At 64.9% G+C, this 17984-nt stretch carries 21 protein-coding genes and 1 riboswitch; of the genes, 10 read left to right on the top strand and 11 right to left on the bottom strand.

Annotation, left to right across the window (positions count from 1 at the left end):
- Nucleotides 1-15: 15 nt before the first annotated feature.
- On the bottom strand, nt 16-1278 hold the full coding sequence (gene tyrS / locus ACTIF6_RS21655; RefSeq protein WP_439589892.1) for a tyrosine--tRNA ligase: 1263 nt from the start codon (nt 1276-1278) through the stop codon (nt 16-18).
- A gap of 287 nt (nt 1279-1565) precedes the next feature.
- Here tyrS and ACTIF6_RS21650 point away from each other — a divergent pair, with 287 nt between their 5' ends.
- Entirely contained in the window at nt 1566-2846 is a 1281-nt protein-coding gene (locus ACTIF6_RS21650; protein ID WP_439589891.1) for a peptidoglycan DD-metalloendopeptidase family protein, read from the top strand.
- Nucleotides 2847-2916: 70 nt separating this feature from the next.
- Here ACTIF6_RS21650 and erpA read toward each other — a convergent pair whose 3' ends face one another.
- The 5 genes from erpA to rplM form a co-directional block, all read right to left on the bottom strand.
- Complete coding sequence (gene erpA / locus ACTIF6_RS21645) at nt 2917-3282, bottom strand: iron-sulfur cluster insertion protein ErpA (protein ID WP_439589890.1); 366 nt, start codon at nt 3280-3282, stop codon at nt 2917-2919.
- A 111-nt stretch (nt 3283-3393) separates the two neighbouring features.
- Nucleotides 3394-3792 carry a bactofilin family protein gene (locus tag ACTIF6_RS21640; protein ID WP_439589889.1) on the bottom strand — a complete coding sequence of 133 codons (399 nt, stop codon included), beginning with the start codon at nt 3790-3792 and terminating at the stop codon, nt 3394-3396.
- Between the two features lie 20 nt (nt 3793-3812).
- Nucleotides 3813-4508, bottom strand: coding sequence for a DUF6776 family protein (locus ACTIF6_RS21635; RefSeq protein ID WP_439589888.1), 696 nt, complete (start codon nt 4506-4508; stop codon nt 3813-3815).
- 111 nt (nt 4509-4619) lie between these two features.
- The gene (gene rpsI / locus ACTIF6_RS21630; RefSeq protein WP_428290282.1) at nt 4620-5012 is read right to left on the bottom strand and encodes a 30S ribosomal protein S9; all 393 of its coding nucleotides are present in this window, start codon (nt 5010-5012) and stop codon (nt 4620-4622) included.
- Between the two features lie 12 nt (nt 5013-5024).
- Nucleotides 5025-5456 (bottom strand): 50S ribosomal protein L13, encoded by a 432-nt coding sequence (gene rplM / locus ACTIF6_RS21625; RefSeq protein WP_439589887.1) that lies wholly within the window; start codon nt 5454-5456, stop codon nt 5025-5027.
- Nucleotides 5457-5662: 206 nt separating this feature from the next.
- Here rplM and ACTIF6_RS21620 point away from each other — a divergent pair, with 206 nt between their 5' ends.
- On the top strand, nt 5663-6577 hold the full coding sequence (locus ACTIF6_RS21620; RefSeq protein WP_439589886.1) for a 23S rRNA (adenine(2030)-N(6))-methyltransferase RlmJ: 915 nt from the start codon (nt 5663-5665) through the stop codon (nt 6575-6577).
- Between the two features lie 12 nt (nt 6578-6589).
- On the opposite strand, the gene ACTIF6_RS21615 is transcribed toward ACTIF6_RS21620, so the two are convergent.
- On the bottom strand, nt 6590-7225 hold the full coding sequence (locus ACTIF6_RS21615; protein WP_439589885.1) for a CAP domain-containing protein: 636 nt from the start codon (nt 7223-7225) through the stop codon (nt 6590-6592).
- Between the two features lie 164 nt (nt 7226-7389).
- Here ACTIF6_RS21615 and paaA point away from each other — a divergent pair, with 164 nt between their 5' ends.
- Genes paaA through ACTIF6_RS21590 form a run of 5 tightly spaced genes read left to right on the top strand, consistent with a single transcriptional unit; the run spans nt 7390 to nt 11167 of the window.
- Nucleotides 7390-8403, top strand: a complete 1014-nt coding sequence (paaA, locus tag ACTIF6_RS21610; RefSeq protein ID WP_439589884.1) for a 1,2-phenylacetyl-CoA epoxidase subunit PaaA — start codon at nt 7390-7392, stop codon at nt 8401-8403.
- Nucleotides 8400-8696, top strand: coding sequence for a 1,2-phenylacetyl-CoA epoxidase subunit PaaB (paaB, locus tag ACTIF6_RS21605; RefSeq protein ID WP_439589883.1), 297 nt, complete (start codon nt 8400-8402; stop codon nt 8694-8696). Before paaA ends, paaB begins: the two co-directional genes overlap by 4 nt.
- The gene (gene paaC, locus ACTIF6_RS21600; RefSeq protein WP_439589882.1) at nt 8696-9544 is read left to right on the top strand and encodes a 1,2-phenylacetyl-CoA epoxidase subunit PaaC; all 849 of its coding nucleotides are present in this window, start codon (nt 8696-8698) and stop codon (nt 9542-9544) included. The genes paaB and paaC overlap by 1 nt, the downstream gene beginning before the upstream one ends.
- Before the next feature lie 8 nt (nt 9545-9552).
- Nucleotides 9553-10056 (top strand): 1,2-phenylacetyl-CoA epoxidase subunit PaaD, encoded by a 504-nt coding sequence (paaD, locus tag ACTIF6_RS21595; protein WP_439589881.1) that lies wholly within the window; start codon nt 9553-9555, stop codon nt 10054-10056.
- Between the two features lie 4 nt (nt 10057-10060).
- Nucleotides 10061-11167 carry a 2Fe-2S iron-sulfur cluster-binding protein gene (locus ACTIF6_RS21590; RefSeq protein WP_439589880.1) on the top strand — a complete coding sequence of 369 codons (1107 nt, stop codon included), beginning with the start codon at nt 10061-10063 and terminating at the stop codon, nt 11165-11167.
- Here ACTIF6_RS21590 and ACTIF6_RS21585 read toward each other — a convergent pair.
- Genes ACTIF6_RS21585 through ahcY form a run of 4 tightly spaced genes read right to left on the bottom strand, consistent with a single transcriptional unit; the run spans nt 11164 to nt 14618 of the window.
- Nucleotides 11164-11586, bottom strand: a complete 423-nt coding sequence (locus ACTIF6_RS21585; RefSeq protein WP_439589879.1) for a septal ring lytic transglycosylase RlpA family protein — start codon at nt 11584-11586, stop codon at nt 11164-11166. The two genes, ACTIF6_RS21590 and ACTIF6_RS21585, sit on opposite strands and share 4 nt — an antisense overlap.
- Nucleotides 11583-12413 (bottom strand): methylenetetrahydrofolate reductase [NAD(P)H], encoded by an 831-nt coding sequence (gene metF / locus ACTIF6_RS21580; protein ID WP_439589878.1) that lies wholly within the window; start codon nt 12411-12413, stop codon nt 11583-11585. The genes ACTIF6_RS21585 and metF overlap by 4 nt, the downstream gene beginning before the upstream one ends.
- A 10-nt stretch (nt 12414-12423) precedes the next feature.
- Nucleotides 12424-13182 carry a TlyA family RNA methyltransferase gene (locus ACTIF6_RS21575; RefSeq protein ID WP_439589877.1) on the bottom strand — a complete coding sequence of 253 codons (759 nt, stop codon included), beginning with the start codon at nt 13180-13182 and terminating at the stop codon, nt 12424-12426.
- A gap of 5 nt (nt 13183-13187) precedes the next feature.
- Nucleotides 13188-14618 carry an adenosylhomocysteinase gene (gene ahcY, locus ACTIF6_RS21570; RefSeq protein ID WP_439589876.1) on the bottom strand — a complete coding sequence of 477 codons (1431 nt, stop codon included), beginning with the start codon at nt 14616-14618 and terminating at the stop codon, nt 13188-13190.
- Nucleotides 14619-14687: 69 nt separating this feature from the next.
- A riboswitch (S-adenosyl-L-homocysteine riboswitch) is annotated at nt 14688-14775 on the bottom strand.
- A gap of 55 nt (nt 14776-14830) precedes the next feature.
- Between ahcY and ACTIF6_RS21565 the strand changes: the two genes are divergently transcribed.
- Genes ACTIF6_RS21565 through ACTIF6_RS21555 form a run of 3 tightly spaced genes read left to right on the top strand, consistent with a single transcriptional unit; the run spans nt 14831 to nt 17314 of the window.
- Complete coding sequence (locus ACTIF6_RS21565) at nt 14831-15631, top strand: HAD-IIB family hydrolase (protein ID WP_439589875.1); 801 nt, start codon at nt 14831-14833, stop codon at nt 15629-15631.
- Nucleotides 15628-16893: an MFS transporter gene (locus ACTIF6_RS21560; protein WP_439589874.1), complete on the top strand. Its 1266-nt coding sequence runs from the start codon at nt 15628-15630 to the stop codon at nt 16891-16893. The genes ACTIF6_RS21565 and ACTIF6_RS21560 overlap by 4 nt, the downstream gene beginning before the upstream one ends.
- 43 nt (nt 16894-16936) lie before the next feature.
- Complete coding sequence (locus tag ACTIF6_RS21555) at nt 16937-17314, top strand: hypothetical protein (RefSeq protein ID WP_439589873.1); 378 nt, start codon at nt 16937-16939, stop codon at nt 17312-17314.
- Nucleotides 17315-17984 lie beyond the last annotated feature (670 nt).

Genomic DNA, 17984 nt, shown 5'->3' with positions numbered 1-17984 from the left:
GCCACTTCGCTGGCTTCAACTCAGGGAAACCCGAGCAAACTTCCGTTTCCCCACCTGCATCACATATGTACCGGCCGGCAGTTTCAAACCCTTGTCACTGACCACCGCGCCGTCCACCCGCACGCCGCCCCCATCGACAAGGCGGTTGGCCTCACTTGAGGAAGGCGCCAGGCCCGCCGACTTGAGCAGCGAAGCAATGCCCAGCGGCGCACCCGACAAAGAGACGTCGGGAATCTGGTCCGGCACTCCGCCCCTGGAACGGTTGATGAAGTCCTGCTCGGCCGCATCCGCCGCCGCCGCGCTGTGGAAACGCGCCGTGATCTCCTTGGCCAGCGCCACCTTCGCGTCCTTCGGATTCGCGCCCTCCGCAATCGCCTTCTTCAGCGACTCGATGTGCGCCATCGACTTGAACGACAGCAGCGTGTACCAGCGCCACATCAACGTATCCGAAATGCTCAGCACCTTGGCAAACATCGAGTTCGCATCTTCCGTGATGCCGATGTAGTTGTTCTTGCTCTTGGACATCTTGTCCACGCCGTCCAGGCCTTCCAGCAGCGGCATGGTCAGGATGCACTGCGGCTCCTGGCCGTATTCGGCCTGCAAGTGGCGGCCCATGAGCAGGTTGAACTTCTGGTCGGTCCCGCCCAGCTCCAGATCGCTCTTGAGCGCCACCGAGTCGTAGCCCTGCATCAGCGGGTACAGGAATTCGTGCACGCTGATCGGCGTGCCCGCCTTGAAGCGGTCGTGGAAATCGTTGCGTTCCATCATCCGGGCCACCGTGTACTTGGCCGCGAGCTGGATCATGCCCATCGATCCCAGCGGCAGACTCCATTCGCTGTTGTAGCGAATCTCCGTGCGTGCCGGGTCCAGCACCAGGCTGGCCTGTTTGTAATAGGTTTCCGCGTTGACCTTGATCTGTTCGCTCGTCAAGGGGGGGCGCGTGTTGTTGCGGCCCGAGGGGTCGCCGATCAGGCTGGTGAAATCGCCGATCAGAAAGATCACCTGGTGGCCCAGGTCCTGCAGCTGGCGCATCTTGTTCAGCACCACCGTGTGGCCAATGTGGATGTCGGGCGCGGTGGGGTCCAGCCCCAATTTGATGCGCAACGACTGGCCTGTGGTTTCCGCCTGTGACAATTTTTTGACCCAATCGGCCTGAGGTATCAATTCTTCGCACCCGCGAAGCGTGACGCTCAGCGCTTCCCTCACACCGTCCGTCAGCGCACTGCCTTGGGGCACTTCGTTCGGAATACTTTTGGGTTCGTTCAAGCTGGGGTTCATACGCGTTTTCTCGAATGCGGAGGGGGCTGCGATGGCTATACTGCGCGGCCAGGGTGACAGATTTTAGTTGGCGCGCTTTTTGCACGATGGCAAGGGCGCCTCGTCACCCACCGAGCGATCGAGTGAACTTGTTCCGACTCGACCGCTCTTTTTTGTGTGCCATTGCCCCACAGATCGTGGGCAAGCCCTTGCCGGGAACCCCGATTTTGATCCGTCCGCTACTTCATACGCTGGCACAGCTTCTTGATGCCACCACCCAGAGCCTCGCAAGGCATCCCCGCCGCATCATGGGCGGCGTCGGTGTCATCCTGCTGGGCACTGGCGTCACCGCCTTCGGCATCGCGCCACTCGCCCCGGATGCGTCCGATCTGCCTGTTCGCCAGGTGATCGAAGCGCTGGATACCAACTCCCTGATTCAAAGCCACGGATTCAGCGCCGAAACCGCGCCCGCGCTGGTGCTGTTCCGCAGCGAAACCACCCGCCGCGACGACACCGCCCAGAGCCTTCTGCAGCGCCTGGGTGTGAACGACGGACAGGCCCAGGCTTTCCTGCGCAACGATCCGATCGCGCGACAGCTCATCAATGGGCGCGCCGGCCGCCTGGTCACGGTCGAAACGTCCGATCGCCAGTCGCTGTTGCGCCTGTCGGCGCGCTGGCTGGCGGCTTCGGACGAAGGCTCCTTTACGCGCCTGGTCGTCGAGCAAACGCCCACGGGCTTCGCTTCGCGGCTGGAACAGGCCCCGCTCACGGCATCCCCCCGGCTGGCCAGCGGCGTGATTCGCAGCTCGCTGTTCGCCGCCACCGACGAGGCCGGCATCCCCGACCCCGTCGCCATCCAGCTGGCCGAAATGTTCGCCAGCAACATCGATTTCCGCCGCGACCTGCGCCAGGGCGACCGTTTCAGCGTGGTCTACGAAAGCCTGGAGGCCGATGGCGAGAGCCTGCGCACCGGCCGTGTGCTGAGCGCGGAGTTCGTCAACAACGGCCGCGAGCACGAAGCTGTGTGGTTCGAGGACGCTGGCCACAAGGGCGGCTACTACGATTTCAATGGCCAGAGCGCACGGCGCTACTACCTGTCTTCCCCCCTGGAATTCTCACGCGTGAGCAGCGGCTACGGCATGCGCTTCCACCCCATCTCGGGCGAGCGCAAGGCCCACATGGGCGTGGACTACGCCGCCCCCACTGGCACGCCGGTGCGCACCATTGGTGACGGCGTGGTGGAATTTGCGGGCGTGCAGCGTGGTTACGGCAACGTCATCTACATCCGCCACCGCAACAACCAGATGACCGTCTACGCCCACCTGAGCCGCATCGCCGTGCGCGATGGGCAACGCGTAAACCAGGGCGAGCACATTGGCGCCGTGGGGTCGACGGGCGCATCCACCGGCCCGCATCTGCACCTGGAATTCCGCGACAACGGCGTGCACGTGGACCCGCTGGAGATCGCCCGTCAGAGCGAATCGATCCCCGTGCCGGCAGAGCTTCGCCAGCGCTTTGAAGCCGTGGCGCAAATGCAGCGGGTTCAACTGGATGCCGCCGCCAGCGTGCAGCAGGCCAGCGCTCAGTAAGCCAGGACCGATCACCCATGAAAAAAGGGAGCTTGCAGCTCCCTTTTTTGTTGCTTCGGCGTGTTCGCGTCTAGACGCTGAAGCTCGAACCGCAACCGCAGGTGGTGCTGGCGTTGGGGTTCTTGATGACGAATTGCGCGCCTTCGAGGTCTTCCTTGTAGTCAATCTCGGCACCCACCAGGTACTGGTAGCTCATGGCATCGATGAGCAACGACACGCCGTTCTTGCTCATGGTGGTGTCGTCTTCGTTCACCACTTCATCGAAGGTGAAACCATACTGGAAGCCGGAGCAACCACCGCCCTGCACGAACACGCGCAGCTTCAGATCGGGGTTGCCTTCTTCGGCCACCAGTTCGGCCACTTTGGCCGCCGCGCTGTCGGTGAAGATCAGCGGTGCAGGCATTTCGGTCTGGATGTTTTCAGCCACGGCGCTCATGGATCACCTCTCGGGATGGGTGTGGCCGCAAGACGGGCCACGAAATCTAGGTGGGTGCGATTCACCCACGGACAAGGGTGCCATGCTAAAGCAAATCGCCCCGCACCGGGTTCAACCGTTGTTTGCCGCCAGTTTCAGTGTGGGTTTGTCTTCAAGGCCGCCCGCCATGGGTTTGAGCTGCCCGCTGATGGTGGCACCCTGGTGCATTTCCAGCGCCTTGTAGGACACGTCACCCTCGATTCGCGCCTTGGGCTGCAGCTCGAGCAGATCGAACGCCAGAACCGGGCCCTTGACATGGCCATTGATGATGACGTGATCGGCGTGGATCTGGCCGGTCACCGTGGCCACTTCGCTCACCACCAGAAGGCTGGGGGATTCATCGCTCGCGCGGATGTCGCCAACCACCTCGCCATCGATGCGCAAGCCATCGTGGAAAAGCACATGGCCCTCGATCCGGGTGCCCTGGGCAATCAGGCTCTTGATAGGCGGCTGCTTTTTCTTGTTGAACATGAGTGACTCCTGACGAAGGGTTACAGGTTGGAGCTTTGCATGGACCTCACCGAACTGCCCTGCAGGATCTTGGCGGTCACATTTTTTACCACGGCCTGGGCGGGCACGTCCACCAGCCCCTCCATGCGCAGATAGCCCTTGATCAGCACCGGTTGCGGTGCGGGCGCCTGCGCGGCGGTCCAGGGCTTGCCAGCCAGCGTGCCGGCGAAAGTGATCTCGAGGGCACCCTTGAAGTCGGGCGCATTCTTGCTTGCCTGCATCATGAGCACCTGCCAGCGCAGTTGCGTGTCCGACACGCGTTCGGCCTGCAGGCCGCGGATGCTCAAGGCATCGGTGCCCGAGCCGGGAATCAGGCGCTCGAAGAAGCCGAGGTCACTGCGCAACGTCTGGTTGTCCGCCTGCAACTGGCGAATCTGCATCATGAGCTGCTCTTGCGTAGCACGCTCGGCAATCAGGAGGCTTTCGGAGGTGTTGGACACCGACTGCGATTCGTTCAGGTTGGAACGCAACACCTGAACTTCCCGGCGCAGCTGTTGCAATTCGAGAGCGGCGTTGCGATCCAGCCCCGCAATGTCTTTGCCAAATTCGAAAGCCCAGACCGCGAGCGCTCCCGAAAAGCCCAGCACGATCGCCCCCAGCAGACAGCGCATGGGCCAGGGCAGCCTGCTGCGCACAGACACGAGCGGTGCACTGACCGTGAGTCTTCGACGCAGCAAGCGAAAACGCATTCAAACCTTTCAAGTGCAAGCAAAAGAAACCCGGCCCCAGAAAGCAAAAACCGCCCCAAGTTCGACTTGAAGGCGGTTTCTGCGTGGCTGCCAGGGCGCTTAGCGCTTGCTGAACTGCTTGCGACGGCGTGCCGAACGCAAACCCACTTTTTTCCGTTCCACTTCACGGGCGTCGCGTGTGACGAAACCGGCTTGCGACAGTTCCGACTTGAGCGTGGCGTCGTAGTCGATCAGGGCACGCGTGATGCCGTGACGCACTGCGCCGGCCTGGCCAGACTCACCGCCACCGTGCACGTTGACCTGGATGTCGAAGGTCTCGGCGTGGTTGGTCAACAGCAGGGGCTGCTTGGCGATCATGATGGAGGTCTCGCGGCCGAAGTAGGCCTGGATGTCCTTGCCATTGACCGTGATGTGGCCACTGCCTTTTTTCAGAAACACACGGGCGACGCTGGATTTGCGACGGCCGGTGCCATTGTTCCATTCACCAATCATCTCAAGGCTCCTTTAGAGTTCCAGCACTTGCGGCTGTTGGGCGGTGTGCGGGTGCTCAGCACCGCCGTACACCTTGAGCTTCTTGATCATGGCGTAGCCGAGCGGGCCCTTGGGCAGCATGCCCTTGACAGCCTTCTCGAGTGCGCGGCCAGGGTGCTTGGCCTGCATGTCGCGGAAGTTGGTGCCATAGATACCGCCGGGAAAACCCGAGTGGCGGTAGTACACCTTGTCGAGGGCCTTGTTGCCCGTGACGCGGATCTTGGCTGCGTTGATGATGACGATGAAGTCACCGGTATCGACGTGAGGCGTGTAAATGGCCTTGTGTTTGCCGCGCAAACGGAGAGCAACTTCACTGGCTACTCGTCCGAGGACCTTGTCGGTCGCGTCAATCACAAACCACTCGTGCTTCACGTCAGCGGGTTTGGCGCTGAACGTTTTGGTCATGAGTTTTCTCTTGAAGAGTTGGTTTGGCGGCTCTTTTCCACGGTCGGTCGTTCTCTGACGGAACGCTCTTAGGTGGGGTTTGAATACTTCGCCGCGGAGCCAGCAAGTCGCTGCGAAGCCCTCGATTGTACGAAATAACCGGTCCCGCTGGCAAATGGGCATGCCTGGACGGTAGAAAGGAGGGGCCGAGCCGCTACCATCGGACGATGTTCAGCTACCGCCACGCCTTCCACGCCGGGAACCATGCCGACGTGCTCAAGCACCTGACCCTCATCGCCACCCTGCGCCATCTGATGCAGAAAGAGGCAGGCATCACGCTGATCGATACCCACGCCGGTGCTGGCCTTTACCGGCTGGACGGCGACTACACCGAAACCGGTGGCGAGGCGAGGGACGGCGTGGTGAAGCTCATGGCTGCCCTGCGCCCGGCAGGGAAGGAGCCTCCCGCTGCCGCACCCGCCATCGACGACTACCTCGATCTGATCGCCAGCTACAACCCCTCAGGTGCACTGCGCGTCTACCCGGGTTCGCCCTTCGTCTTGCATCAGCTCATGCGCGCCGAATCGCGCGACCGGCTCAAGCTTTTCGAGTTGCACCCGACCGACAGCCGCACGCTCTCGGCCAATATTGCCCAGCTCGAAGCGGGGCGGCAGATCGCCGTGGCGCGGCAGGATGGCTTTGAGGGCGTCAAACCCCTGCTGCCACCACCACCGTCGGCCACGGGCTCCAAGCGGGCGCTGGTGCTGATCGACCCCAGCTACGAGATCAAGAGCGATTATGGGAAAGTGAGTGCCTGCATACAAGAATGCCTGCGGCGTTTTCCCACCGGCACGTTCCTGGTCTGGTATCCGGTGATCCCACGCCCGGAAGCGCACGATCTGCCGCGCCGACTGAAGACGCTGTCCAACCAGGCGCAGCGCCCCTGGCTGCATGCCACCCTGGCCATCGGCCAGGACCCCACCCATGGCCCGGACGACCGGCCAGGCCTCACCGCCAGCGGCATGTTTGTGATCAACCCGCCACACACGCTCAAGGCGGTGCTGGCCGAGGCCCTGCCCCAGTTGCTCAGCCACCTCGGACGCGGCCGGGGAAAGTCACAGGCCATCGAGTCGGGCGGCTGACACCACGACGGCTTACTGCGGCCGGGCCAGCGCCATGGTCCAGTACTTGCCGTAGGTGCTGCCGCTTTGCTGCACGCAACTCACGCCCACGTCGCGGTATTCGGCCCGCATGATGTTGGCGCAATGCCCTGGGCTGGCCAGCCAGCCGTTCATGACACTGGTGATGGTCTGCTGTCCCGCGGCGATGTTCTCCCCGGCCCAGGACCAGGCATAGCCCTCGGCGGCGATGCGCTGCGCGGGGGTGCTGCCGTTCAAGCCGGTGTGGGAAAAATAGTTGTTGGTCGCCATGTCACCAGAATGCCGCGCGGCAGCAGAGAACAGCCGGTTGTTCCAGGCCAGCGGGGCGACGGCCGGCATCGCGGTGCTGCCACAGGTGCGGCCGGTGGAGCGCGCGGCGTTGATCTGCTGCATCAGCGTGTTCTGGAAATCGGCCAGGCCACAGCTGGTGCTCGCATCCAGGGCGAGCAAGCCCGGCGTGCCCGTGGAGCCCGAAGAACCTGCGACGCTGGTGGGCGTGCCGCTCACGCTGCCGGCTGCCGGCGCGGCCGTATCCGAGCCACCGCCACCGCAAGCCGCCACTGCCAGGCAGGTCACGCCCGCGGCGATCCAGAGCGGGAGGCGGGCAGACGGTGTGTGAGGTGCATGCATGCCGGTCACTCTACGGGCGCCAGGTGCGGTGCAGGTAAGCGAATGTGCGAACGGTGGCTGGCTCCGGAGAAACCCTCTTCAGCGCACGAAAATTAGCCGACCGATCGGTCGGCTAATTGGCTATACTCCCCGGAACGCGCACCAATGCCCAAAGGAGACGCCCCATGTACACCCAGTCGTTCAACGTCCCGGATGCCGAGGCCAAGGCCGACAGCCCTCTCAAGGCCGTGCCCCACGACGCCGCGCTGCAGACCCATTTCGATGCGGTGATCGACGCCGACGGCAAGATCGAGCCGCGCGACTGGATGCCCGAGGCCTATCGCAAGACGCTGGTGCGGCAGATCAGCCAGCATGCGCACAGCGAGATCGTCGGCATGCTGCCCGAAGGCAACTGGATCTCGCGCGCGCCCAGCCTCAAGCGCAAGACCATCCTGGTGGCGAAAGTGCAGGACGAGGCGGGCCACGGCCTCTACCTCTACAGCGCGGCCGAGACGCTGGGCACCAGCCGCGACCAGATGTACGACGCGCTACACAGCGGCCGCGCCAAGTACAGCTCGATCTTCAACTACCCCACCCTGACCTGGGCCGACGTCGGCGTGATCGGCTGGCTGGTCGACGGCGCGGCGATCATGAACCAGATTCCTCTCTGTCGCTGCAGCTACGGCCCGTACGCACGCGCCATGATCCGCGTCTGCAAGGAAGAGAGCTTCCACCAGCGCCAGGGCTTTGAAGCCCTTCTGGTGATGATGCAGGGCACGGCCGAGCAGAAGGCCATGGTGCAGGACGCGGTGAACCGCTGGTGGTGGAAATGCCTGGCGATGTTCGGCCCGCCCGACGCCGACAGCCCCAACAGCGTGCAGGGCATGCGCTGGGGCATCAAGCGCATCTCCAACGACGACCTGCGCCAGAAGTTCGTGGACGCGACCGTGCCGCAGGCCGACGTGCTGGGCGTGACCCTGCCCGATCCCGATCTCAAGTGGAACGAGGCACGCGGGCACCACGACTACGGCCAGATCGACTGGGACGAGTTCTGGGCTGTGGTGAACGGCGACGGCCCCTGCAACAAGGAACGGCTGGCCACGCGCGTGAAAGCGTGGGACGACGGCGCCTGGGTGCGCGAAGCGGCCCTGGCACATGCGCGCAAGCAACAGGCACGCACCATGAAGGAGGCCGCATGAACGCCCCTGCCTTGAAAGAATGGCCGCTCTGGGAAGTGTTCGTCCGCAGCAAGCAAGGCCTGGAGCACAAGCACTGCGGCAGCCTGCATGCCAGCGACGCCCAGCATGCACTGCATCTGGCGCGCGACGTGTACACGCGCCGCCAGGAAGGGGTGAGCATCTGGGTGGTGCAATCCGCCAGCATCACCGCCAGCGAGCCCGACAGCAAGGACAGCTTCTTCGACCCGGCGGCCGACAAGGTCTACCGCCACCCGACCTTCTACGAGATTCCCGACAAAGTGGGGCACATGTGATGACCACCACCGCCCATGCTCCGGTCGACTACCTGCTTCACCTGGCCGACAACGCCCTGGTGCTGGGCCAGCGCAACGCCGAGTGGTGCGGCCACGGCCCCATCCTGGAAGAAGACCTGGCCCTTGCCAACAACAGCCTGGACCTGCTGGGCCAGGCGCGCCTGCTCTACCAGCACGCAGCGGCACTGATCAACGACGATGCCGATCAGGCCCGGCGCTTTGCCCACCTGAAAGGTGCGCGACAGGACGGCCGCATCACCGAAGACACGCTGGCCTACTTTCGCGACGTGGCCGAGTTCCGCAACCACACGCTGCTGGAACTGCCCCACAGCGGGCCACTCGCGGGCACAGCATCCGGTGACCGCGACTACGCGACCACCATCACGCGCAATTTCCTCTACAGCACGCTCATGGTGCTGGTATGGGACCGGCTGCAGTCGTCTGCCGACGCGCAACTCGCGGCCATCGCCGCCAAGTCGATCAAGGAGACGCGCTACCACCTGCGCCATGCCAGCGACTGGCTGGTGCGTTTCGGCGACGGCACCACGGAATCGCATGCCCGCGCGCAGGCTGCGCTCGACCATCTGCTGCCCTATGCCCAGGAGTTCTGGATCGGCAGCGAAGCCGAGGCGCAAGCGGCGAAGGGCGGCACCGGCATCGATGCGGCCAGCCTCCAGGCTGACTGGAGCGCCCTGCTGGACGACACCCTGAACGAAGCCACCCTGCAACGACCTGCCGGGCAAGGTTACGTGCCGCAGGGCAAGCTCGGCGTGCACTCCGAGCACATGGGCTTCCTGCTCGCGGAGATGCAGAGCCTGGCGCGTGCGCACCCGGCCGCCGTGTGGTGAGACCAGCGATGCACGCCGACATCTGGGACGCACTCGCCGATCTGGCCGATCCGGAGATTCCGGTGATCAGCCTGCGCGAGCTCGGCATCCTGCGCGACGTGCGCACCGGTGCCGATGGCACACCCGAGGTGGTGATCACGCCCACTTACAGCGGTTGCCCGGCCATGGGCCAGATCGAGGACGACGTGCGTGCGGCGCTCACGAAGGCGGGGCATTCGGCCCGCGTGGTCACGCAACTGGCCCCGGCCTGGACCACCGACTGGATGAGCGAGGCCGCGCGGGAGAAGCTGAGGGCTTACGGCATTGCGCCACCGCAGTGCAGCAGCAGCGCACCTGCGGGCACCAACGTGCTGAAGTTCTCGCGCCAGGCCCTGGCACGCGATGCCGTGCCGTGCCCGCAATGCGGCTCGACCCACACCACCGAGACCTCGCCCTTCGGCTCCACCGCATGCAAGTCCATGTACCGCTGCCTCGATTGCCTCGAACCCTTCGACTACTTCAAACCCTATTGACGCCATGAGCACCGCCGCCCGTTTCCACGAACTGCCGATCGCCCGGGTCACGCCCGAAGCGGCCGGCGCAGTGGCCGTCACGCTGGCCGTCCCGCCGGAGCAGCGCACCGCCTTCACCTTCGAGCCTGGCCAGTTCCTCACCGTGCGCGCCACCATCGGTGGGCAGGACGTGCGGCGCAGCTACTCCATCAGCAGTCCGCGCAGCCTGTACACCCGCCAGGGCGAACTCACGCTGGGCATTCGACCGGTGGAAGGCGGTGTGTTCTCCAACTGGGCGGCCTCCGCGCTCAAGCCAGGCGACACGCTCAAGGCCATGCCGCCGGATGGCCGCTTCACCGTGCACAAGCCACGCGCCGTGCACCGCGTGGGTTTTGCTGCGGGCTCGGGCATCACCCCCATCCTGTCACTCATGGCAAGCACGCTGGAAGAGTCCGAAGACAGCAAGTTCACCCTGGTGTACGGCAACCGCCGCATGGGCAGCGTGATGTTCAACGAAGCCCTGCAGGACTTGAAGGACCGCTACGCAAGCCGGCTCACGCTGATCCACATCCTTTCGCGCCAGGCGCAGGAAGTGCCGTTGCTCGAAGGCCGCATCGATGGCGACAAAGTGCGTGAACTCATCGGCACGCTGCTGCCCGTGGCCAGCATGGATGAAGTTTTCGTCTGTGGCCCCGAGGCCATGATCGAAGCCACCGAAAAGGCCTTGCTCGATGCCGGCGTGCGCGCCGACCGAGTGCACACCGAACGATTCACATCGCCCACACTGGAGGCCCTGTCGCCAGACCAGCGGCAAGCCGTGGTGCTGGGGCAGCCGGCCGTGCGAACCGAAGGCGACGTGGCGCTGACCGTGGTGCTCGACGGCAAACCCCACGAGCTGCGCATGAGTCGCGACGAACGCGTGCTCGACGTGGCGCTCAATGCCGGACTGGACCTTCCGTGGTCGTGCCGGGGCGGGGTGTGCTGCACCTGCCGCGCCAAGGTGCTGGAAGGAACGGTTGCGATGGAGAAGAACTTCACCCTGGAACCTTGGGAAACCGACAAGGGCTTCGTGCTGAGCTGCCAGGCAAGGCCCACCACCGATCGGGTGGTGGTGAGCTACGACGAACGCTAGTTCCTGAAGACCACGACCGGTGCCACGCCGGTCTGCACCAGACCGATCGACGCAGCGGCCGCACGGCTCAGGTCGATGATGCGGCCTCTCACGTGCGGCCCCCGGTCGTTGATTCGCACCAGCACTTCCTTGCCTGTTCTGGCGTGGCGCACGCGCACTTGCGTGCCGAAAGGCAAGGTCTTGTGCGCGGCGGTCATGGCATTCATGTCGAAAGGCTCGCCACTCGCGGTGCGCCGCCCATGGAATCGTTCGCCATACCACGATGCCATGCCGCGCTCGATCTCGTCCGGTATTTCACCGTCGTCTTGAGCCGTGTCAGGCGCGCTCGGAACATCGGGCGTCGACGGAGCGCGCGTCGCACAACCGCCCAGCCAGAGCACCGTGGCCAGCAGGGCAACGAGCGCGGGCTTGAAGCTCATGACGTGCCAAGCCGCTGCACGATCTCGGTCGTCGCGCCGCTCTGGTTCATGGTGTAGAAATGCAGGCCGGGCACGCCGGCGTTGCGCAGCTGGTCGCACAGGTCGGTCACCACATCCAGCCCGAACGCCTTGATGGACGCGGTGTCGTCGCCGAAGGCCTGCAGCCGCAGGCGGATCCAGCGCGGGATCTCGGCGCCACAGGCATCGGAAAAACGCATCAGCTGCGTCGAGCTGGTGATGGGCATGATGCCGGGGACCACCGGCACCTCCACACCCAGGGCATGCAGATCGTCGACGTAGCGGAAGTAGGCATCGCTGTTGAAGAAGTACTGCGTGATGCCGGCGTTGGCCCCGGCCTTCACCTTGGCCGCAAACGCCTCCAGGTCGCTCTGCGGCGACTTCGCCTGCGGATGCGTTTCGGGATACGCCGCCGCCTCGATGTGAAAACGGTCACCGGTCTCGGCTCGCACAAAGGCGATGAGGTCGCTGGCGTAGCGGAACTCGCCGCCCATGCCGTAGCCGCTGGGCAGGTCGCCGCGCAACGCAACGATGCGGCGGATGCCGGCCGCCGTGTAGGCCGCGAGGCGCTCGCGGATGCTCTCGCGCGACTGGCCGATGCAGCTGAGGTGCGGCGCCGCCGGGCAGCCCTCGGCGATGATTTCGGTCACCGCCTGCAAGGTGCCGTCCTGCGTCGACCCCCCGGCGCCAAAGGTGACCGAGCAGAACTCGGGCTTGAGGGCGTACAGCTGCTGGCGCACCGCGCGCAGCTTCACGGCGCCTTCGGGCGTCTTGGTCGGAAAGAATTCCAGGCTGATGGGAAGGCTCACGACTTCTTCCTTACGTCACTTGTTGGCACAAAACAAAAAACTCGCGGTTGCCGTCACCGCCTGTGATCGGGCTGTCGAAGTAGTCGCGCATCGCCAGGCTGGCGTCGGCACAGGCCTGTTCGATGCGTTCGCGAACCAGGGCGTGGCTCGCGGCGTCCTTCACCAGGCCCCCTTTGCCGATCTGCCCGGGCTGCAACTCGAACTGCGGTTTCACCAGCATCAGCAGGTGTCCGCGCGCGGCCATCAGCGGCACCAGCGCCGGCCACACCAGCGTCTGCGAAATGAACGACAGGTCGCCCACGATCAGGTCGAACGGCGGCGGTCCACCCGCGTCCTGCAGCACGCGGGCCGAGACCTCGCGCGCGTTGCACTTCTCGATGCAGACCACACGTGGATCGACGCGGAGCTTCGGGTGCAACTGGTCCTGACCCACGTCCAGGCCCACCACCTGCTGCGCGCCCTGCTGCAGAAGACAGTCGGTGAACCCCCCGCTGCTCTGACCCACATCGAGGCAGCGCAGGCCGGTCACATCGAGCCCGGTGTGCCGCAAGGCGCCTTCAAGCTTGAGGCCACCCCGCGAGACATAACGCGCCTCGGCGGTGTCCAGCAGACGCAGCTCGGCCACTTCGCGCAGCATTTCGCCGTTCTTGGCCACGGTGATCCACTCGCCGCCGGGCAGCCGCCATTGCACGCCCGTGGCAATCAGCCGCTGGGCCTGCGAACGGGTGGCCGCCAGGCCGCGCTCGACCAGCAACTGGTCGACCCGCATGCCGATCAATACCGGTAGGTATCGGGCTTGTAGGGACCCGCCTTGTTCACGCCGATGTAAGCCGCCTGCTCGTCGGTCAGTTCCGTCAGCATCGCACCGACCTTCTTCAGATGCAGGCGTGCGACCTTCTCGTCCAGGTGCTTGGGCAGCACATAGACCTGGCCCACTTCGTACTTCTTCGGCTGGGTGAACAGCTCGATCTGCGCAATGGTCTGGTTGGCGAAGCTGGACGACATCACGAAACTGGGGTGGCCGGTGCCGCAGCCCAGGTTCACCAGGCGGCCCTTGGCCAGCATGATGATCTTCTTGCCATCGGGAAACTTGACGTGGTCGACCTGCGGCTTGATCTCTTCCCATTCGTACTTCTCGATCGAGGCGATGTCGATCTCGTTGTCGAAGTGGCCGATGTTGCAGACGATGGCCTGGTCCTTCATCTTCACCATGTGGTCGTGCGTGATGATGGACTTGTTGCCGGTGGTGGTGACGAAGATGTCGGCCTTGTCGGCGGCGTATTCCATCGTCACGACCTTGTAGCCTTCCATCGCGGCCTGCAGGGCGTTGATGGGGTCGATCTCGGTCACCCACACTTGCGCCGACAGGGCGCGCAGCGCCTGGGCCGAGCCCTTGCCCACGTCGCCGTAGCCGGCGACCACGGCGACCTTGCCGGCGATCATCACGTCGGTGGCGCGCTTGATGCCGTCGACCAGCGACTCACGGCAGCCGTACAGGTTGTCAAACTTGCTCTTGGTCACCGAGTCGTTCACGTTGATGGCGCGGAACGGCAGCGTGCCCTTGGCGCTCATTTCCTTCAGGCGGTGCACGCCCGTGGTGGTCTCTTCGGTCACGCCGATGATCTGCGCGGCCTTGCGGGTGTACCAGGTCGGGTCCTGCGCCAGCTTGGCCTTGATGGCGGCATACAGGCAGGTTTCCTCTTCGCTGGTCGGCTTGCTGATGACCGACGGGTCCTTCTCGGCCTTCTGGCCCAGGATCATCAGCAGCGTGGCGTCGCCGCCGTCGTCCAGGATCATGTTCGGGCCTTCGCCTTCGGTGCCTGCGGCACCGAATTCAAAGATGCGGTGGGTGAAGTCCCAGTATTCGGTCAGGGTTTCGCCCTTGTGCGCGAACACCGGCGTGCCTTGCGCCACCAGTGCGGCGGCGGCGTGGTCCTGCGTGGAGAAGATGTTGCAAGAAGCCCAGCGCACGCTGGCGCCCAGGGCCTGCAGGGTTTCGACCAGCACCGCGGTCTGGATGGTCATGTGGATGCTGCCGGTGATGCGCGCGCCCTTGAGCGGCTTGGCAGCGGAGAACTCTTCACGGATGGCCATCAGGCCAGGCATTTCGGTTTCCGCAATGCGGATTTCCTTGCGGCCCCATTCGGCCAGGGAAAGATCGGCGATCGCGCTGTCGGCGGTCGGGTTGTTCAGACGTGCATTCATGGTTCGCTCCGGAAAGGATGGACAAACCACATCGCGCAGGGGGAGTCGAAATGAGCTCATCGCACGGGATGTGGATGAGCGTCGTTGCATGGATGGTCCGAGCCTCACGCCCCGCTGCCGAACAAGTCGGTGGGACGCTGCAACGCTCCTCGGATCGGGGGATTCTAGCCGACCTGCATGTTTCAGTGTGTATGAGACACTGCCCGGCTTCCATGGACAGAACACCGCTCAACCATTGGCCAGCCTCGGCGCGCGCGCGCATTCGCGGCGTGCTGACCGACATAGACGACACGCTCACGACCGAGGGCGCCATCACGCCCGAGGCGCTGGACGCCCTGCAACGCCTGCGCGAGGCGGGCCTGCCGGTGTTCGCCATCACCGGCAGGCCCGCCGGCTGGAGCGAGGCCTTTGCGCTGGACTGGCCGGTGGGCGCGATCGTGGCGGAAAACGGTGCAGTCGCGCTGTGGCGCGGGGCAGGCGGCCAGCTCTGCCGCGCCTACCTGCAGGACGCCGACACCCGCGCCGCCCACTTCCAGCGGCTCCAGGCCGTCGCACAACGCGTGCTGTCCGAATTGCCGCAGACGCGGCTGGCCGAAGACAGCCCCGGCCGCGAGACCGACATCGCCATCGACCACAGCGAATTCGCGCACCTGAGCGAAGACGAGATCGCCCAGGTGGTGCGCATCATGAAAGCGGAAGGCCTGAACGCCACGGTGAGTTCGATCCACATCAATGGCTGGATCGGTGACCACGACAAGCTGGCCGGCGCACGCTGGATCGTGCGCGAGCACCTCGGCCGTGCGCTCGACGACGAGCTCGACCAGTGGGTCTACGTGGGCGACTCCACCAACGACGCGCGCATGTTCGGCCACTTTCCAAACAGCGTGGGCGTGGCCAACGTGGCGCGCTTCTGGGACGCCCTTTCGCATCACCCGCGCTACGTGACGCAAGGCGAGCGCGGCGCCGGTTTCAACGAAGTCGCCACAGCGGTCCTGGAAACTCGCGGCGCATGAGCGAGCACCCTTTGCCGCCGCCTTCGGCCGGTCTTGGTGTGGCGCAGGGCGGCACCACGGTGAACGCACCCCTGGGCCTGTTCGCCATCTTCGGCTCCACCTTCTTCCAGCTGGTGGGTTACTTCATGCTCATGCCGCTGTTGCTGCTGCGCTTGAAGGGTGATGGCGTGTCGACCGCGCTCGCAGGCGTGTTCGTCGCCACCGGCTGGCTGGGCATCTTCGCGATGACGCCGTTTGCCTCCGCAATCACGCAGCGCCTGGGCCGCCGACCCTCGCTGTGGCTAGCGGCCTTCGTGCCGGTGCTCGCCATCACCGGCTTCCTGTTCAGCGATTCGCTGGCGCTGTGGTTCGTCTGCATCTTCATCGAGGGCATGGCAGCGGGCCTGCGTTGGGTGCTGGCCGAGGCTGTGGTGGCCGAGTTCTCGCCGTCGCACCAGCGCGGGCGCAACGTCGGCATCTTCGAGACCATGGTGGGCACCACCTTCGTGCTCGGGCCGCTGGTGCTGGCCTGGGTCGGTGCGCAGAGCGACGTGGCGTTGTGGCTCGCGCTGGGATTCACGGTGCTCGGCCTCAGCTGGAGTCTGCTGATCCCGCGTGTGCCGGCGGCGGCCGATGCGCACAGCGCCCGGGTGGGGCTTGGCGGCGTGTGGCATGCGCTGCGCGCGCACCCGCTGATCATGACCGTGGGTTTCGTCGGCGGCTTTTTCGAGAGCGGCCTCACCTCCATCCTGCCGCTGTACGGCCTGGCCCTGGGCCTGGGCGCCACGCTGGCGGCGCTGCTGGTGTCGGCCAGCGGCCTGGGCAGCGCCATCATGATGCTGCCCGCCGGCGTACTGGCCGATCGCATGTCGCACCATCCCCAGAGGCGCTGGGGCGACGAACGCGCGGCGCGCCTCACGCTCATGCGCGCCTGCGCGCTCGTCACACTGCTGGCCACGCTGGTGATTCCCTTCGTCGCCGGCACGCCCTGGCTCGCCGCGCCGGTGGCCTTTCTCTGGGGTGGCGCGGGCGGCTGCCTGTATACGCTGGCCATGATCGACATCGGCTCGCGCGAAGAAGGCATCACGCTGGTCAACAGCACAGCGGTGCTGGTGCTGTCGTACACCCTGGGCGGCGTGCTCGCCCCCGCGCTGGGTGCGGCCGCGCTGCAGTGGGCACCCACCATCGGCTTCCCCGCGCTGTTGCTGGCGGTCGCAGGCGGCGGCTGGTGGCTGTTGAGAAGGGCCGCGCCGTCCCCATCTGAGGGAACCCACCCGGGTTAAGCTGCTCCCACTGGGTGCCCCCACCACCGAAAGGACTCCCCCCATGGCCATTCCCTGGATGGTTGCGCTGAAAGTGATTCCCTGGGGCGACGTGATCGAACACGCGCCGAAGGTACTGAACGCCGCCCGCAAATTGATGGACCGCCAGAAGGCGCCCTTGACCCCGATGCCGCCGGCCGAGCCGCTGGACCTGAACCAGGCACCAAGCCTGGGTGAGCTGAAGAACCGCCTGGTGGAAGCGCGTCAGTTGATCGACCAGCAGGCCGCCGTGCAGGAACAGATGGCCCAGACCCTGGCCGAGCTGGCCGAGCAGAACGCGCGGCTGGTGGGCGCGGTGGATCTGCTGCGCAAGCGCACGCGCATCCTGCTGGTGGTGGCCGGGCTGCTGCTGATTGGCGTGGTCTGGCTGTTCGCGCGCTGAGGCGCATCGCTTGCCCCTATACTGCTTCCGTCGTACAGAAGTGCGATCAGGATTGGCGTCCTGGAATCGATAACCAACAAGAGACGGCTGCCAATGCAGCTGTCTCTTGTTTCTTGTCTGAGCCTCTTTATGGTGGCCCGGATGGGGAGACTTCGGTCTCGCCGGTTTTGGTTATCGATCCGGTACGCCAACCTACTGGGACTTCCCACAAAGTCAAGCCTCTGCCTTGACTCTTTTCCCTCCCCTTTGTTTGTTCGCTGTGTATTCCAGCGCTGTTGAGCACTCCTCAGTCCGAGCCTGACCCTACCGACTTGGCTGCGGCATCGTGACCAGCGCATTGGAGAGCTGTACTTCTTCCTGGCGACGCAGAGCCGTGGCAAACGAGGAAAGACTGCGAACCTACTGTCGGCCTTGTTGCACCGTAGCGTTGTGGCTCACGGTGCGGACCCAGATGCAAACCGCTCAGCGGGGCTCCTACCCATTTACGTGGCAATCGCTTGCCACAAGTTGGCGTTCGAGCTTGGCCGCTGCCGGTCTAACCTGTTCACGCATCTTTGGATCGGCGTCTTGCAAGAAACTCCTTTGTCTTGGTTCAGCCGGAGGCTGGCCGTATGCTGATGTGGTGAGGATCAAAGGCCTTGTCCCTGGCGAACATGGCCCACAGGATGCG

It is taken from the genome of Hydrogenophaga sp., from assembly GCF_051860785.1.
Taxonomy (GTDB): domain Bacteria; phylum Pseudomonadota; class Gammaproteobacteria; order Burkholderiales; family Burkholderiaceae_C; genus Hydrogenophaga.
The sequence above is the reverse complement of the archived record's forward strand: the minus strand, read 5'-3'. Positions and strand labels throughout refer to the sequence as shown.

Excerpts from the sequence above, each read along its gene's own strand:
- ahcY (WP_439589876.1), bottom strand. The coding sequence starts at position 14,618 with ATGAATGCACGTCTGAACAACCCGACCGCCGACAGCGCGATCGCCGAT.
- rpsI (WP_428290282.1), bottom strand. The coding sequence starts at position 5,012 with ATGATTGGTGAATGGAACAATGGCACCGGCCGTCGCAAATCCAGCGTC.
- paaA (WP_439589884.1), top strand. The coding sequence starts at position 7,390 with ATGTACACCCAGTCGTTCAACGTCCCGGATGCCGAGGCCAAGGCCGAC.
- ACTIF6_RS21620 (WP_439589886.1), top strand. The coding sequence starts at position 5,663 with ATGTTCAGCTACCGCCACGCCTTCCACGCCGGGAACCATGCCGACGTG.
- ACTIF6_RS21650 (WP_439589891.1), top strand. The coding sequence starts at position 1,566 with ATGGGCGGCGTCGGTGTCATCCTGCTGGGCACTGGCGTCACCGCCTTC.
- tyrS (WP_439589892.1), bottom strand. The coding sequence starts at position 1,278 with ATGAACCCCAGCTTGAACGAACCCAAAAGTATTCCGAACGAAGTGCCC.
- ACTIF6_RS21560 (WP_439589874.1), top strand. The coding sequence starts at position 15,628 with ATGAGCGAGCACCCTTTGCCGCCGCCTTCGGCCGGTCTTGGTGTGGCG.
- erpA (WP_439589890.1), bottom strand. The coding sequence starts at position 3,282 with ATGAGCGCCGTGGCTGAAAACATCCAGACCGAAATGCCTGCACCGCTG.
- ACTIF6_RS21555 (WP_439589873.1), top strand. The coding sequence starts at position 16,937 with ATGGCCATTCCCTGGATGGTTGCGCTGAAAGTGATTCCCTGGGGCGAC.
- paaB (WP_439589883.1), top strand. The coding sequence starts at position 8,400 with ATGAACGCCCCTGCCTTGAAAGAATGGCCGCTCTGGGAAGTGTTCGTC.
- ACTIF6_RS21575 (WP_439589877.1), bottom strand. The coding sequence starts at position 13,182 with ATGCGGGTCGACCAGTTGCTGGTCGAGCGCGGCCTGGCGGCCACCCGT.
- ACTIF6_RS21615 (WP_439589885.1), bottom strand. The coding sequence starts at position 7,225 with ATGCATGCACCTCACACACCGTCTGCCCGCCTCCCGCTCTGGATCGCC.
- ACTIF6_RS21585 (WP_439589879.1), bottom strand. The coding sequence starts at position 11,586 with ATGAGCTTCAAGCCCGCGCTCGTTGCCCTGCTGGCCACGGTGCTCTGG.
- paaD (WP_439589881.1), top strand. The coding sequence starts at position 9,553 with ATGCACGCCGACATCTGGGACGCACTCGCCGATCTGGCCGATCCGGAG.
- paaC (WP_439589882.1), top strand. The coding sequence starts at position 8,696 with ATGACCACCACCGCCCATGCTCCGGTCGACTACCTGCTTCACCTGGCC.
- ACTIF6_RS21640 (WP_439589889.1), bottom strand. The coding sequence starts at position 3,792 with ATGTTCAACAAGAAAAAGCAGCCGCCTATCAAGAGCCTGATTGCCCAG.
- rplM (WP_439589887.1), bottom strand. The coding sequence starts at position 5,456 with ATGACCAAAACGTTCAGCGCCAAACCCGCTGACGTGAAGCACGAGTGG.
- ACTIF6_RS21590 (WP_439589880.1), top strand. The coding sequence starts at position 10,061 with ATGAGCACCGCCGCCCGTTTCCACGAACTGCCGATCGCCCGGGTCACG.
- ACTIF6_RS21565 (WP_439589875.1), top strand. The coding sequence starts at position 14,831 with ATGGACAGAACACCGCTCAACCATTGGCCAGCCTCGGCGCGCGCGCGC.